We start from the raw sequence: 13,963 nt of genomic DNA on the forward strand, positions 1-13,963 counted from the left end.
CTCAGGGCATCACGTCGCCGGAGTTCGGCCCGAGGGTCTGGCCGACGAACAGGTTCCCTCCGGGATCGCTGGCCAGGAGAAGGGCGGTCGGGGCGACCTCGGCTGGGGTGCCGAACCGCCCGAGGGGCAGCTCGGCCCGCTTCGCCCTCTTCCAGTCCTCCGAGATCCCCTCGACGAGCGGCGTCTCGATCGGGCCGGGCGCGATGCTGTTGACCAGGACATTGCCCGGCGCGGCCTCGAGCGCCAAGGCTTTGGTGAAGCCGATGACCCCCGCCTTCGCCGCGCTGTAGTGGGCCAGCCCCACCCCTCCCTTGATGCCCAGCTGCGAGGCCACGTTGATGATCCTGCCCCATCGCTGTGCCCGCATCGGCTGGAGGACCTCGCGGCAGCAGAGGAAGACGCCCGTGAGATCCACGCGGATCGTCTCATTCCACGTCGCGAGGTCCATCTCCTCCACGGGTGCCTCGGTGAGGAGGCCCGCGGAATTCACGAGGACGTCCACCGTGCCGAACTGCTCGCGCACCGAGGAGAAGGCACTGCGCACGCTCGCCTCGTCTGAGACGTCGACCCGGATCACGTCCGCGCCATCGCTCCGGTCCAGGACCACTACGCGGTCCCCGTGCGCGCGGAAGGCCTCGGCAATGGCCCTGCCGATCCCGCTCGCGCCCCCGGTCACGACCACCGTCCGACCCGAGGCCCGGGACGGGATGTCCGCGCTCATGCGCGCATCTTGACGGTCAGTCCACCGTCCACCACGAGAGCCTGGCCGGTGATGTAGGTGGCCGCAGACGAGGTGAGGAAGCCGATGACCTCGGCGACCTCCTCTGGGCGCCCCACGCGGCCCCAGGGGATATCGTCCCCGGCCCGGCGCAGGCCCTCGGGGCCCAGCGAATTGACGGGGTCGAGGGATTGCGGCGTCTCGATGAGGCCAGGGATGACCGCATTGGCGCGGATCTGCCGCGGGCCGAGCTCGACCGCCACGCTCCGGACGAGCCCGAGGACGCCAGCCTTGGCCGCGGCGTAGTGCGCGTGTTCCTCCCACCCGTACACGCCGCCCGCGATGGAGGAGACGGCGACCATGGCCCCGCCGCCGGCCATCCTGGACGCGCCTGCGCGGAGGGTGCGCAGGACCCCGGTGAGGTCCACGTCGAGCATGTCGTGCCAGCGCTCATCGGAGAGCTCGCCGAGCGGGGCGTTGCGGAGGATGCCCGCGTTCGCCACTGCGTAGTCGAGCCGGCCGTACTCGTCCAGGGCGCGTTCGGCGAAGGCCTCCACGGACTCGGTGGCACGCACGTCGACCTCGTGGATCACCGCTTCTCCCCCTGCGTCCTTGACCTGTCGGAGGGTCTCCTCGGGGTCGTGGGGGTCTCCGGGGAACGTGCCGATCACGGTGCGGACACCGCGGGCCGCGTAGTGGACGGCGAGCGCCCGGCCGATCCCGCTGGCGGCGCCCGTGACGATTGCTGCCTTGGTCTCACTCATGGGGGTGGTCCTCCAGCAGGGCCTCGACAGGCGGCTTGGCGGCGATCATGAGGATGCCGGAGAGCAGCGTGCCGAGCGCGCCCACCCAGAGTGCGGCGGTCCCCGTTCCGGCGCCGGCCGCGAGGGCCGTGAAGAGCGCGCCGCCGATGATCGTGCCGGGCTGGCTCATCGCACCGATGAAGGTGGTCCCGGTGGCACGGCAGCTGACGGGGTAGCACTCGGCCATGAAGTACTGGATGGCAGCGTACGGACCGACCAGGAAGAAGAGCCCGGCACCGTAGGTGACGATGATCAGGAACGGGCTCGAGGCGATCGGGCTGAGCATGACCGCAAAGGAGAGGCCCGAGATGATCCAGCCGATGATGATCGTCTTCTTCCGGCCGATCTTGTCACCGAGCCAGCCATGGAACACATACCCGAAGTAGGCGAGCAGGTTGATGACGATCAGCATCCAGAATGCGTCCGAGAGCTCGACTCCCTTGGCGTTCTTCAGCACCGAGCTGCCGAGGACGCTGAAGATCGCGATGCCGAAGAAGTTGATGATCCAGGCCAGGGAGAACACGATCGTGTTCCGGCGCAGATGGGGCTCCCAGATGCGCTTGAGCGGGGCAGCCGAGGAGTGCTCGACACCGTAGGCTGCGGCGAGGGCGTGCGCCTGGTCGGACTGGCCGCCCTTCTCGAGTTCGGTGAGCTTGTGGTGCAGCTCGAACTGGGGGGTCTCCTTGAGCTTGCGCGCAATGAGCCACACGATGATCGCCGCGGGAACTGCTGCCATCACGTAGAGGCTCCGCCATCCCAGAGAGGGAAGGAACGCGAGCGCGAGGGCGCTGGCCAGGAGGAAGCCGAGGGGCCAGCCGCCCTGGATGAAGGAGTAGTGGAATCCGGGGCGCTTGCGCTTCTTCTCGTCCTCGGTGACCTGGTAGACCTCATTCATGTAGGTCGCGTTGACGGCCTGCTCGGAGAAGCCGAGGCCCCCGAAGGAGCGGACCACGGTGAGCAGGACGCTGCTGACGGCGCCCAGCCCGGCGGGGAGCGCCGCGGTCAGGGTGGAGACGACGGCGGTGCCGCCGATCGTCGTCATCATGCCCTTGCGGCGGCCGAGACGGTCGATGACGGGCCCGAGGCCGAACGCCACGATGGCCGTGCCCACGGCGATCCAGGTATTGATCGCGTACGCCTCGGACTCGCTCCAGCCGAAGGATTCCTGCATTGCCGGCAGGAGGGTGCCGAAGAGTCCGTAGTCGAAGACCGCCACGGTCCAGGCGAGCAGGGCCAGGATCGTGGCGATGCGGGTGGCGCCCATGGAGAAGGCCGGGAACCGTCGCTTCTCGTTCGCCGCAGGGGCAGTCAGGTCGAGGGTGGATCGGGTGCTCACTTCGAGGTGTCCTTTCGCGGGCTGCGGGCGAGGAACGAGTCGGCGATCTGGTCGAACTGCATCCAGGTGACGCCCTCGTGGCTGTTGATGTGCTCGATCAGGCGTTCGAGCATGAGGAGGACCTGCGGGCGCCCCGAGACGTCGGGGTGGACGGTCATGGTGAAGACGGCCTGGTCCATCTCGCGGTAGACCCAGTCGAACTGGTCGCGCCACATCTGCTCGATGTCGCGAGGGCTGACGAAGCCGTGGGAGTTGGGCGATGCCTTGATGAACATCATCGGAGGAAGGTCATCGAGGTACCAGTTCGCTGGGATCTCCACGAGGTCGGTCTCCTCGCCCCGCATCAACGGCTCCATCCAGGTCTCGGCGGGCTGGGTGTAGTCGATCTTCTTCCAGCTGTCGCCGACGCGGACGTAATAGGGCTCGAAGTCGCGGTGCATCAGCGAGTGGTCGTACTTGATCCCACGCTCGAGGAGGATCTCGTTGGTCACCGGGGAGAACTCCCACCACGGTGCGACGTAGCCCGTGGGGCGCCGGCCAGAAACCTTCTCGATGAGCTCGATCGAGCGGTCGAGGATCGCCGTCTCCTGCTCCCGGGTCATGGCGATCGGATTCTCGTGCGAGTAGCCGTGGACCCCGATTTCGTGCCCGGCATCGACGATCATGCGGGTGAGGTCCGGGAACGTCTCGATCGAGTGGCCCGGGACGAACCAGGTCGAGGGCAGCGAGTACTTCTCGAAGAGGCGGAGCAGGCGCGGGCCTCCGACCTCACCGCTGAAGAGGCCGCGGGAGATGTCGCAGGGCGAGTCCTCGCCGCCGTAGGAGCCGAGCATTCCGGCGACAGCGTCGACGTCGACGCCGAAGGCAACTTGAATGTCCTTGGTCACGGGTGAGCCTTTCTGAAGGGGGTGGAATCGAACGGGGTGGAACGGTGGCTGTCGGGAGTGCGTGGAGGTCGGGTCAGGCCTCGCCTCCTCTCTCGGCGAAGGCCTCGGCGATGTCCGCGCGCGACCTGCCGAGCCGCAGGAGGAGGGACAGGAGCACGAGCGACTGGGACGGACGGAGGAGGCCCGAGGGGATCGCCCCCGCCGCGAGCAGGTCCTTTCCACCGCCGGCGCCGTACACCGGGACAACGGGGCCTGCGTGCACGCGGGTGCTGGTGACGACGACGGCGCCCCGCGCCGTCGCGTCTGCCACCGCCCGGCACAGCTCGGGATTGGCGTTCCCGCTGCCCGTGCCCTGCAGGACGATCCCCGCAGCGCCGGCCTCGAGGGACGCCCTCAGGTGGGCAGCGTCGGCACCGGGGTAGGACGCGACCAGATCGACGCGGCAGGCGCGGCCTGCGTCAGGGGCAGGCAGCGGCATCGGCTCCCGCAGCTGGCGCGCCGCCTCCTCGAGGACGACGCCGCCGTCATCCCTGACGCTTCCGGCGAGTCCGAAGTCCGGGTTGCTGAAGGCCTGCCGGCGCACAGTCTCGGTCTTGCGCACTCCGCGCGCAGGGAAGACCTCCCCTGCGAAACAGAGCAGCGCTCCGTGCCCCCGGGCCTCTGCCGATCCCGCAAGCGCGATGGCGCGGGCGAGGTTGCCGGGGCCGTCCGGTGCCTCCGAGTCTGCAGCGCGCTGGGCGCCCGTGAAGACAACCGGACGCGGATCGCGGTGCACGAGGTCTGCGAGGAAGGCGGTCTCTTCCATGGTGTCTGTGCCATGGGTCACGACGACGCCCACCACAGCCGGATCGGCCAGGACCTCCTGGATCCGGGCGCACACCAAGAGCATGTCGTCGATGTCGAGGGCATACGAGCCGAGGCGCAGGACGTCGATCACGCGGACCGGGAAGGCCTGCTCGCCGCCGACGCTGCGGAGCAGGTCGTCCGCACCGTCGGACGCGACGGCGGCCCCGCCGAGGTCCTCCCGCATGCGGGAGGAGATCGTCCCGCCGGTCGCGAGCAGCACTACGTGCTCCTCACTCTGGCTCGTTGTCATGTCGTACTCCTGCTCCTGCAGCCTGCGCTTCCCCAACCGGCACCCAATCGATTGGGTTGTGCCGAGACTAGCGAGGCAATGTTTCATCAAGCTGACGGGGTTGGTTTCCGGACCGTTACGTTCCGAAGGGGGCGAAGTCCGGAGATCGCGTTTACCCAATCGATTGGGTACGCTGGATCCGACTTTACGATGTGGTCGGGATCACGGTCAAGGGTTTTGCGGGACCTTCCTTCCGCCACCTCGTTCGTTGTCGATGGAGAATGAGAAGGCGAACGCGAGAGAGCTGAGGCATGGAGAACAACACCAGCGAGAGGGCGGTGACCCTCAAGGACCTGGCACGCGAGCTGGGCATCCATCCCTCGACCGTGTCCCGGGTCCTCCACTCGGACCCGGCATCGGCGAGGGGGGCGGCGTCGGAGGCGACCGCCCAGCGGATCCGGGACCTGGCGGCCGAGGTCGGCTACTCCCCCGATCCACAGGCTACGAGCCTGCGCACGCGGCGCACCCGGCTGCTCGGCGTCGTGGTGCCACGGCTGTCCGACCTCGTGCTCGCCATCATGTACGAGGGGATCGAGGACGCCGCCGCGCGGGTCGGCTACTCCGCCTTCGTCACCAACTCGCGGGATGACGAGCGGGAGCAGCGCCGGAAGGTCGAGATGATGCTCGCGCGGAGGGTCGACGGGCTCATCATCGGCGACTCGCATCTCGACGGTGACGTGCTGCCCGATCTCAGGCGCCGTGCCGTGCCGTTCGTGCTCATGAACCGCCGCCATCCCGGCTTCCCTTCTGCGACCTGTGACGACATCCGAGGTGGGGAGCTCGTCGCCGAGCATCTCTGGGACAAGGGTCATCAGCAGGTGGCCGTCATTGCGGGCGAGCCGTACGCGAGCACAGCTGTTGACCGCACCTCTGCCTTCGTGGAGCGGTGGCGGGAGCTCGGTGGCGACATTGCAGAAGACTCCATCGTCTGGTCGCGGTTCGACACTCAGGGAGGGCGGGAGGCCGCGGAGAAGATCCTCGCATCGGGGAAGGCGCCGACTGCTGTCTTCGCCGTCAATGACTTCGCTGCCATCGGCGCGATGGGCGCACTCCGAGCCCACGGGCTGACCGTGGGCCGTGACTGCGCCGTCGTCGGGTACAACGACACCTCGCTCGCAGCCGAGCTGCCGATCCCGCTCTCGTCCGTCCGCTCCCCCATGGCCGAGATCGGCCGCAACGCGGTCCGGATGCTCCAGGGGGTGCTCCGGGGGGAGGACGTCGAGTCGGTCAGGCTCGAGCCGGCACTCCAAGTGCGCGAGAGCAGCGCCTGATTCCCATGTGGTGGGCCCACCGGCCGGCGGGCCCACCCCGCCCGGGGAACCGCCCGCCCTATGGCATGCCGAGGGCGGCGAGCGCGCGGGCGGTGAAGGCCGAACGTTCCTTGCGCGCCTCGAGGGCCTCATCGAGGGTCACTTCGACGAAGTGCGTCGAGGTCCCTGGGGCGGCGCGGGCCAACAGGTCCATGTCGGCGCTGATCACGGTCGCGACCATCGCGTAGCCGCCTCCCGAGACCGCGTCCCGGTGCAGGATGATCGGCTGGGTCCCGCCCGGGATCTGGATCGAACCGACCGCGTAGCCTGCGTCGACGATGTTCGAGGGGTCAGAGCCCGCCCCGAACGGCTGCTCGCGCTCGCGCCACTCGACGCCGGGGCCGGAGTAGCGGATGCCCATGCGATCGGCCACTGGGGTGACCTTCCACTCGCCCGACAGGAGGCTCTCGCGGCCGGCGGCGGTGAGCCGGTGGTCGTAGAGGCCCATGACAACCCGGACCGTCTGCTCCTTGCCGTAGGCGGGCCGGAACTCTTCAGGAAGGGTCGGGGCGCCCGCGGCGGGGGCGTCCGCCTGGCCGACCGGGACGACGTCGCCCGCCTCCAGCTTGCGGCCGTTCAGGCCCCCGATTCCGCCGAGGATGTACGTGGACCGGCTCCCCAGGACCTCGGGAACGTCGATGCCGCCGGCGAAGGCGATGTAGTAGCGGGTCCCGGCGCGCAGCGGCCCGAAGCTGAGCTCGTCCCCTGCCTCGAGACCCAGGCGCGTCCACTCCGGGCGCTCTTCGCCGTCGACCTTGATGGGAACCGGCGCCCCGGTCACCGCAATGGTCGCAGGGTCGGTGAACCGCAGGACCGGGCCGAGGTAGGTGCACTCGAGGACGGCCTCCTCCGCGGGGTTTCCGACGAGGGCGTTCGCCATGGCTGCCGAATACTGGTCCATCGAGCCGCCCTCGGGAATGCCCACGTTGTAGTACCCGGGGCGCCCCTGGTCCTGGATCGTGGTGGACAGGCCGGGGCTCTTGACCTCACATGCCATCGAGGGCCTCCATCAGTTCTCGGTTGTAGCGCTCCGGGTCTTCGAGGGCCTTGTTCAGCTCGAAGACAACAGGTGCCTGCCTGTAGCGGAAGGTTCCGTTCTCGACCTCGGCCTGGATCGCGGCGTACTCCTGCTCGGTGACCGGCTTGAACTTGACGATGTCGCCGGGTCGGAAGAAGACCATGAAGTCCTTGAAGTCGGCGAGGGTCTGTGCCGGGTCGTAGATCGGGGCCGCGGCGACGCCGAACATCTGGTATCCACCGGCGCCCCGGACCGAGTAGATGGCGCCGAAGCAGCCGCCGTGGCCTACAGTCAGCCGGGGGGTGTCGGTGCGGGGGCTCAGGTACTTCGGGACCTCGAGCTGCTTCTGCCGCTCCACGAGCTGGAACAGGAACGGCAGGCCGGCCACGAACCCGACCATGGAGACCAGCCACGGCTGCTCGTGGTGCCGCCGGATGAATTCGGCGGCGTCCGTGAGCCCGTTGACCTTGGCGGCGTAGTCGAGGTCGGTGCCTGAAGGCTCTTGGTGGAACCCTTCGCGGAACCGCTGGGCGACCTCGGCGGTGAACGGGTCGTCGTACCAGACCGGCACCTCGACGATGCGGGTCGCGAGCGTCTCGGCGCCCCCGCCCGCCGCGTCCTGCTCGAACCCGCGGACGGTCGCCTCGAGGACCGAGGGAGCGAGGACGTCCGGGTTGAAGCGGATGAGGAGGGATGCGTTGGCCGGGCAGATGTCGGTCACGCCCTCCAGGGCCGCCCCTGAGAGCTTGGAGGCCAGGGTCATGACCTTGAAGTTCGCGGCAAGGCTCATGGCCTCGTCCACTTCGACGAAGAGGAACTCGTCGCCGCCCCAGGTGTAGCGGGCCTCGCGTTCGAGGGCCGGGGTGCTCATGATGCCTCCAGCATGTCGGGAGCTGTCTCGATGAACTTGGAATGGTGGGCCACGTCCGCGAACTCCGGGCGGGACAGGAGCTTGGAGTGCATGGGGATGGTGGTCTTGATGCCCTCGATCTCGGTCTCCGCCAGGGCCTGTAGCGCGGCGGTGATCGCGGCCGGGCGATCGTCAGCGTGGACGATGAGCTTGGCGAGCATCGAGTCGTAGAAGGGCGTCACCACGGATCCTTCGCCGACGCCGCTGTCGACGCGGATGCCGGGCCCCTGCGGCCACGCGAGGCGCACGATCCGCCCCGGGCTGGGGAAGAAGTTGTTGTCCGGGTCCTCCGCATTGATCCGGCACTCGATGGCGTGCCCTCGGAAGGCGACGTCTTCCTGGGAGAGGGACATCACCCCGTCGTACGCGATCAACAGCTGTTCCCGCACGAGGTCCACCCCCGTGATCTGCTCCGTGATGGGGTGCTCGACCTGGATGCGGGTGTTCATCTCGATGAAGGCCGCTTCCTGCCGGACGGGGTCGTAGAGGAATTCGACGGTGCCGGCGCCGCGGTAGCCGCACTGGCGGGCGAGTTCGACGGAGGACTCCCGCATCCTCTGCCGGACGCTGTCGGGCAGGTCGGGTGCGGGGGCCTCCTCGATGACCTTCTGGGAGCGGCGCTGCATGGAGCAGTCGCGGTCGCCCAGATGGATGAAGCTGCTCCCGTCCCCGAGGATCTGGACCTCGACGTGCCGAGCGGACTCGACGAAGCGTTCGAGGTAGACGGCCGGGTCGCCGAAGACGGCCGCCGCCTCGCCCCGTGCCATGTCGATCGTGCGCAGGAGCTCCGACTCGTCGTGGACGAAGCGGATGCCGCGGCCGCCGCCCCCGGCGGATGCCTTCACGACCAGGGGGTAGCCGATCGCCCTGGCGATCTCGAGGGCGTCGGCCTCGGGGTCCAGAGGACCGTCGGTGCCCTTGAGCACCGGAACGCCGGCCCGGCGTGCCGCCTCGCGGGCCTCCGCCTTGTTCCCCATCATCTCGATGGCCTCGGCTGGCGGCCCCACCCAGATCAGCCCCGCGGCGTCCACTGTGCGGGCGAACGCCGCGTTCTCGGAGAGGAAGCCGTACCCGGGGTGGACGGCGTCGCAGCCCAGCTCCAGGGCGCCGCCGATGACGGCGTCGTGATTGAGGTAGCTCGCTGCCGCCGGTGCGGGGCCGAGGACCACGTTCTCGTCGGCGGCCTGGGCGGCGAGGGAGCCGAGGTCCGCCTCGCTCACGCCCACAGCCGTGGCGATGCCCATCTCCTTGGCGGTCCGGGCGATGCGCACGGCGATCTCGCCCCGGTTGGCGATGAAGAGCTTCCTCATGCCTGCCCCTCGCGCACCACCACGAGGGTGTCCCCGGGGTTGACCATCGCACCGTCGGCGGCCTCGAAGGACTCGATGACACCGGCGGTGTCCGACTGGACCTCGGTGAACTGCTTCATGATCTCGACGATGCCGATCGTCTGGCCGGACTCGATAGTGTCTCCGACCTCGACGAAGGGTTCCTTGCCGGGCCCGGGCTTGCGGTAGAAGATCCCGGGCAGCGGAGAGATGACGTTTGCCATGGTGTTCCTGCTTCCTGCCGAGCCGAGGGCTCAGCGGTTGGTGAGGACGTCGCGGACCGCCGAGGCGACCGCAACAGAGTTGGGGGCGTCCGAGTGGACGCAGATGCTGCGGAACTCGATGCTGAGGGGCGAGCCGTCGACGGCGTGGACCGGCTCACCGACGATGGCCCGCCGCACCCGGTCTGCGGCGGCCGCGGGATCGGTCGGCTCGGGGCGACGCTGGATGAGGAGCTGGCCCTGCGGGCCGTAGTTGAGGTCGACGTAGAGCTCTGGGACGAAGTCGACGTCCATCGCGCGGCACACCGATTCGTGCGCGGTGCCGGCGAGGCCGTAGAACGGAACGCCGAACTGCCTCGCGACTCCTGCCGCCGCAACCATGAGTTCCTCATCGCCGGCGAGCATCCCGTACAGCGCGCCGTGGGGCTTGAGGTGATGGAGCTCGAGTCCGTGCTTGGCCAGGAAGGCGGTCAGGGCGCCCACCTGGTAGAGGATCACCGATTCGGCCTCGTCCGGGGTGAGCGCCATGCGGCGCCGACCGAATCCGGTCGGATCCGGGAGGCCGGGGTGGGCTCCCACGGCCACGCCATTCTCGGCCGCAAGGCCCACGGTGCGATTCATGACGTCGGGATCCCCGGCGTGGAATCCGCAGGCGACGTTCGCGACGTCGATCAGCTTCATGAGCTCGGCGTCGTTGCCGAACTCGTGGAGCCCGAAGCCCTCGCCTAGGTCCGAGTTGAGGAGCACACGTGACTGCGTGCTGGAGGTCACAGTTTCTGGCATGCCCATCACCGTAGCCAATCGATTGTGTCGCGTGGAATTGTGCCACGTGCTGAAAGGCACGCCGTCAATTATGCTCAGTGCACTACTGCTTCCCACCTCCGATCGGACGCCCATGCTCCTTCGCGACCTCAGCGACCTCCCGGGGCTCGACATCCGCCTACGGGTGGGGGTCTCGGACGAGCGGCTCTCTCGGCCCATCGCATGGTGCGCCCCCACCGAACACATGGACCCCACGCCCTTCCTGTCCGTCAACGCCTTAGTGCTGACCAGCGGGATGGGGCTGAACGTCACGGACTACCGCATTTGGGATGCCTACGTGGAGCGCCTAGTCAGCGTGCCAGTGGCTGGTCTCGTCTTCGGGACTGGGGCCGCGCACCGCCAGCTTCCCGAGGGTCTGGCCAGGGCCTGCGAGTCATACGAGCTCCCCCTTTTTGAATTGCCCCCGGACGTTCCGTTCCTTCTCGTGATGCGGCAGGTTGAGCAGACGCTGGCGACAGAGCGCTACGACGTGCACCGCCGTGGGTGGGATCTAGCCGACGAATGCACCCGTCTGGCCGCCCAGGGGCGCTCGCTCGTCACCGTCGTGGACCGAGTGGCGGAATCCATCGGGGCCCGAGTCGCGGTGACAGACGAGAGCGGAGCGGAGCTCGTCAGCGCCGGGAAGGCGCCGCCCGGTGCACCGCGTTCTGCGCTCCGGCTCCCCAGCGGCGAACCGCACTCCTTCAGGCTCCAAGTGGAGGGTGTGAGCAGCAATGTACTGCTCCAGCCCCTGCTGGGCCCCGTGGCCGCCGTGCTCGCCGTGCAGCTCAGCTACACCCTCGGATCGCGGACACCCCTGCATTCCCGCGAGGCCGTCCGCTTCATGGATGCGCTCTACGACGAACAGCCCATTCCTGAGGCGACGCTCGAACGGCTCGCTGCCGAAGCGGGATTCGGGGCGGGCGAGCCGTGGGGCGCGCTCCTCGTCACCGCGGGGGAGGACATGGACCGATTCCGACTAAGGACGCTGGCATGGCGGGCGCGCGTGCGCCTCGAGGAATGGTTTCGCACCGTCCGCTTCATGGAGGAGCCTACGATGACCACGCTCCTCGTCCAGGAGCCGCTCGAGCGCGTGAACCTCCTTGATCAGGCACGGGCCCTCTTCGCCGACATCCCGCAGCTGTCCGTGGTCCTTACCGAGGCAGACAACTTGGAGGAACTGCCCCTCGCCCTCAAGCTCGCCAGACGCCAGACGGGTACAGCCGGAGTCCGAGTTGCCCCCGCGGCCGATCTCGCCGCCATCGTCCAGAGCCTGCCGCATCGAGGACTCGTCACCATGGCGCGTAGGCTCATCGCTCCGCTGGACTCGGACCCCACCGGAGCCCTGCGCGAAACCCTCGAGTCCTACCTGCGCAATGCAGCCAACTCCCGCAAGGTCTGCGACGACCTCTTCATTCACCGCAACACCTTGGCGTACAGACTGCGCAGGATCGAACACCTCATGGGTCTCGATCTCGCCGACGGTGAAGTCCGGGCCACCTGCCTTCTCGCCCTCCGGGTTCTCAGCGAGGGCTGACGGCGCGGCCGGCGGGCTCACCCGCGGCATGTCGCCGGTCGTCGAAGAACAGGGCCCCTGCCATGCGGCCCTACTTCTTGCGGCTCTGCGCCGTCTTCCGGGCGTTCGCCTTCTCCAGCGCCTCGACCAGCTGGTCCTTGGTCATGCTCGAGCGGCCGGGAACGTCGAGCTTCTTGGCCAGATCGTAGAGGTGCTGCTTCGAGGCATTGGCGTCCACGCCGCCGTGGGTCTCGCGGCGGGTCGACGCGCCGCCCGCGGCCTGCTCGTCGGAGGGGCCCTTGTGCTCCTTGGGCTCCCAGTGGTCGCCCACCTTCTCGTGGGTGTGCTTCAGGGCCGAGTAGGCGACGCGGTGGGCCCTCTCCTCGTCGTGGTAGGTCTCCTCGGCCGAGTCGTGCGCCTTCGCGAAGGTCTGCTGGGCCTTCGTGCCCGAGCGCTCGATGGTCGAGGGGAGTTCGTCCTTCCTCGCCTTTCCGCTCTTGTCCGTCTTGGGCATCGTGTCCTCCTTCGGCTGATGGCAGAGCCAGCTTCACCTGCCCTTTACCCGCGGCGGGAGCGGTCAGACTGCCGCGGTTCCGCGGATGACGGCGGGTGCCCACCCGCCGTCGTCCGCTCCCCCCCGCGAGGATTTCCGCAGAATTGGGACAGAATGATGCTCCTGTGGCTGGTGATGCGGTGCCCTGGATGAGACGATTCCCCTCCCCTGACGATGTTCCGGAAGGCTGCCCACACCATGAAGAAGACGATCCGCCGCCGTGACGTGATCCTCGGCGCCTCGCTGGGGGTGGCCGCCGCGGCCCTGGGCGGCACCGCCGCGAACGCGTCCGCCGGGGCCCTCACGCTCAGCCCCACCTCCGGCCCCACCGGCACGGCCGTCACCGTCACCGGGACCGGCTTCCCGAAGAAGGCCAAGGGCAGCGTCGCCCTCGGCTCGTCGTCCGTGGCCGTGACGACGTCCGGCTCCGGCTACTTCCAGACCACCATCACCGTCCCCGGGGGCCTGTCCGGCACCGCGTACGTCTCCGCCACGGTCGGCTCCTCCTCCGCGCAGGCGCCCTTCACCGTCACGGCCGCCGCCACCGTCCCGGCGCCGAACCTGAACCACCCGCTGCGCTTCGGCGTGGCAACGCCCAGCGGCTACGGCTCCGCCGCCGAGCTGGACCAGGTCGCCACGATCGCCGGGGAGGGCCCGTCGATCGTCCACGCCTACTGCGACTGGACGACTTCGGTGCCCACGAGCGGCCTGGCCTACGTGGCCAGCCGCGGCGCGACCCCGCTGCTGACCTGGGAGCCCTGGAACGCCTCGGTCGGCGGCACCGCCCAGCCAGCCTACGCACTCAGCGCGATCTACGGCGGAACCTACGACTCCTACATCGGCCAGTGGGCGAACAGCCTCAAGGCCTACGGCGGCCAGGTGCTGCTGCGCCTCGCCCACGAGATGAACGGGAACTGGTACCCGTGGTCCGAGCAGGTCAACGGCAACGCCCCCGGCGACTACGTGAAGGCCTTCCAGCACGTGCGCGGCCTCTTCGCCTCCGCCGGGGTGACGAACGTCCAGTGGGTGTGGTGCCCCAACGTCCCCTACACCGGCTCGACCGACCTGGCCGGGCTCTACCCGGGCGACGGGTACGTGGACCTCGTGGGCCTCGACGGCTACAACTGGGGAACCACGCAGTCCTGGGGAAGCACGTGGGTCATGCCGGACGCGCTGTTCGGGCAGGGCCTGTCCGAGCTCGCGGCGATCGCGCCGTCCAAGAGGGTCCTGATCGCCGAGACCGCCTCTGCCGAGCAGGGCGGGGACAAGGCCACCTGGAACCAGGCCCTCATCCAGTACCTTTCCGCGAACTCCAGCATCATGGGCTTCGCCTGGTTCGACCTCAACAAGGAAGTGGACTGGCGGATCGACAGTTCCTCGTCCTCCGCGTCCGCCTTCGCCGCCGCCCTCGCAGCGAGGCCGTAGCG

General features: G+C 68.9%; 14 protein-coding genes. 3 read left to right on the plus strand and 11 right to left on the minus strand.

The annotated features are described in order from the left end of the window. Nucleotide 1: 1 nt before the first annotated feature. From ACVWWH_RS04510 to ACVWWH_RS04530, 5 genes are all read right to left on the minus strand, one after another. Entirely contained in the window at nucleotides 2–721 is a 720-nt protein-coding gene (locus tag ACVWWH_RS04510; protein ID WP_457315781.1) for an SDR family NAD(P)-dependent oxidoreductase, read from the minus strand. Continuing rightward, a complete protein-coding gene (locus tag ACVWWH_RS04515; RefSeq protein ID WP_066501536.1) occupies nucleotides 718–1,482 on the minus strand; it encodes an SDR family NAD(P)-dependent oxidoreductase in 765 nt (254 codons plus the stop codon). Before ACVWWH_RS04515 ends, ACVWWH_RS04510 begins: the two co-directional genes overlap by 4 nt. Next, nucleotides 1,475–2,857: an MFS transporter gene (locus tag ACVWWH_RS04520; RefSeq protein ID WP_066501537.1), complete on the minus strand. Its 1,383-nt coding sequence runs from the start codon at nucleotides 2,855–2,857 to the stop codon at nucleotides 1,475–1,477. Before ACVWWH_RS04520 ends, ACVWWH_RS04515 begins: the two co-directional genes overlap by 8 nt. After that, a complete protein-coding gene (locus tag ACVWWH_RS04525) occupies nucleotides 2,854–3,744 on the minus strand; it encodes a polysaccharide deacetylase family protein (protein WP_066501538.1) in 891 nt (296 codons plus the stop codon). Before ACVWWH_RS04525 ends, ACVWWH_RS04520 begins: the two co-directional genes overlap by 4 nt. Before the next feature lie 73 nt (nucleotides 3,745–3,817). Next, nucleotides 3,818–4,840 carry an asparaginase gene (locus tag ACVWWH_RS04530; protein ID WP_457315782.1) on the minus strand — a complete coding sequence of 341 codons (1,023 nt, stop codon included), beginning with the start codon at nucleotides 4,838–4,840 and terminating at the stop codon, nucleotides 3,818–3,820. 290 nt (nucleotides 4,841–5,130) lie between these two features. On the opposite strand from ACVWWH_RS04530, the gene ACVWWH_RS04535 reads away from it, so the two are divergent. After that, nucleotides 5,131–6,150 carry a LacI family DNA-binding transcriptional regulator gene (locus ACVWWH_RS04535; protein WP_066501543.1) on the plus strand — a complete coding sequence of 340 codons (1,020 nt, stop codon included), beginning with the start codon at nucleotides 5,131–5,133 and terminating at the stop codon, nucleotides 6,148–6,150. 58 nt (nucleotides 6,151–6,208) lie between these two features. Here the strand turns inward: ACVWWH_RS04535 and ACVWWH_RS04540 are convergent, their stop codons facing one another. From ACVWWH_RS04540 to pxpA, 5 genes are read right to left on the minus strand one after another with little or no spacing between them, the layout of a single operon-like run. Continuing rightward, on the minus strand, nucleotides 6,209–7,186 hold the full coding sequence (locus tag ACVWWH_RS04540) for a 5-oxoprolinase subunit C family protein (RefSeq protein ID WP_457315783.1): 978 nt from the start codon (nucleotides 7,184–7,186) through the stop codon (nucleotides 6,209–6,211). Then, nucleotides 7,176–8,078, minus strand: coding sequence for a 5-oxoprolinase subunit B family protein (locus tag ACVWWH_RS04545; protein ID WP_066501547.1), 903 nt, complete (start codon nucleotides 8,076–8,078; stop codon nucleotides 7,176–7,178). The genes ACVWWH_RS04540 and ACVWWH_RS04545 overlap by 11 nt, the downstream gene beginning before the upstream one ends. Further along, complete coding sequence (locus ACVWWH_RS04550) at nucleotides 8,075–9,427, minus strand: acetyl-CoA carboxylase biotin carboxylase subunit (RefSeq protein WP_457315784.1); 1,353 nt, start codon at nucleotides 9,425–9,427, stop codon at nucleotides 8,075–8,077. Before ACVWWH_RS04550 ends, ACVWWH_RS04545 begins: the two co-directional genes overlap by 4 nt. Continuing rightward, nucleotides 9,424–9,669, minus strand: coding sequence for an acetyl-CoA carboxylase (locus tag ACVWWH_RS04555; RefSeq protein ID WP_066501551.1), 246 nt, complete (start codon nucleotides 9,667–9,669; stop codon nucleotides 9,424–9,426). The genes ACVWWH_RS04550 and ACVWWH_RS04555 overlap by 4 nt, the downstream gene beginning before the upstream one ends. Nucleotides 9,670–9,699: 30 nt before the next feature. Then, on the minus strand, nucleotides 9,700–10,449 hold the full coding sequence (gene pxpA / locus ACVWWH_RS04560) for a 5-oxoprolinase subunit PxpA (protein ID WP_066502932.1): 750 nt from the start codon (nucleotides 10,447–10,449) through the stop codon (nucleotides 9,700–9,702). A 112-nt stretch (nucleotides 10,450–10,561) separates the two neighbouring features. Here pxpA and ACVWWH_RS04565 point away from each other — a divergent pair, with 112 nt between their 5' ends. Then, the gene (locus tag ACVWWH_RS04565) at nucleotides 10,562–12,004 is read left to right on the plus strand and encodes a PucR family transcriptional regulator (RefSeq protein WP_457315785.1); all 1,443 of its coding nucleotides are present in this window, start codon (nucleotides 10,562–10,564) and stop codon (nucleotides 12,002–12,004) included. Nucleotides 12,005–12,074: 70 nt separating this feature from the next. On the opposite strand, the gene ACVWWH_RS04570 is transcribed toward ACVWWH_RS04565, so the two are convergent. Further along, a complete protein-coding gene (locus tag ACVWWH_RS04570) occupies nucleotides 12,075–12,497 on the minus strand; it encodes a ChaB family protein (protein ID WP_457315786.1) in 423 nt (140 codons plus the stop codon). Nucleotides 12,498–12,734: 237 nt separating this feature from the next. Between ACVWWH_RS04570 and ACVWWH_RS04575 the strand changes: the two genes are divergently transcribed. Next, nucleotides 12,735–13,961 carry a glycoside hydrolase family 26 protein gene (locus ACVWWH_RS04575; protein ID WP_457315787.1) on the plus strand — a complete coding sequence of 409 codons (1,227 nt, stop codon included), beginning with the start codon at nucleotides 12,735–12,737 and terminating at the stop codon, nucleotides 13,959–13,961. The last annotated feature ends 2 nt before the right edge of the window (nucleotides 13,962–13,963 follow it).

The organism is Sinomonas sp. RB5 (assembly GCF_054063535.1).

Excerpts from the sequence above, each read along its gene's own strand:
- ACVWWH_RS04510 (WP_457315781.1), bottom strand. The coding sequence starts at position 721 with ATGAGCGCGGACATCCCGTCCCGGGCCTCGGGTCGGACGGTGGTCGTG.
- ACVWWH_RS04515 (WP_066501536.1), bottom strand. The coding sequence starts at position 1,482 with ATGAGTGAGACCAAGGCAGCAATCGTCACGGGCGCCGCCAGCGGGATC.
- ACVWWH_RS04530 (WP_457315782.1), bottom strand. The coding sequence starts at position 4,840 with ATGACAACGAGCCAGAGTGAGGAGCACGTAGTGCTGCTCGCGACCGGC.
- ACVWWH_RS04535 (WP_066501543.1), top strand. The coding sequence starts at position 5,131 with ATGGAGAACAACACCAGCGAGAGGGCGGTGACCCTCAAGGACCTGGCA.
- ACVWWH_RS04540 (WP_457315783.1), bottom strand. The coding sequence starts at position 7,186 with ATGGCATGTGAGGTCAAGAGCCCCGGCCTGTCCACCACGATCCAGGAC.
- ACVWWH_RS04545 (WP_066501547.1), bottom strand. The coding sequence starts at position 8,078 with ATGAGCACCCCGGCCCTCGAACGCGAGGCCCGCTACACCTGGGGCGGC.
- ACVWWH_RS04550 (WP_457315784.1), bottom strand. The coding sequence starts at position 9,427 with ATGAGGAAGCTCTTCATCGCCAACCGGGGCGAGATCGCCGTGCGCATC.
- ACVWWH_RS04555 (WP_066501551.1), bottom strand. The coding sequence starts at position 9,669 with ATGGCAAACGTCATCTCTCCGCTGCCCGGGATCTTCTACCGCAAGCCC.
- pxpA (WP_066502932.1), bottom strand. The coding sequence starts at position 10,449 with ATGCCAGAAACTGTGACCTCCAGCACGCAGTCACGTGTGCTCCTCAAC.
- ACVWWH_RS04565 (WP_457315785.1), top strand. The coding sequence starts at position 10,562 with ATGCTCCTTCGCGACCTCAGCGACCTCCCGGGGCTCGACATCCGCCTA.
- ACVWWH_RS04570 (WP_457315786.1), bottom strand. The coding sequence starts at position 12,497 with ATGCCCAAGACGGACAAGAGCGGAAAGGCGAGGAAGGACGAACTCCCC.
- ACVWWH_RS04575 (WP_457315787.1), top strand. The coding sequence starts at position 12,735 with ATGAAGAAGACGATCCGCCGCCGTGACGTGATCCTCGGCGCCTCGCTG.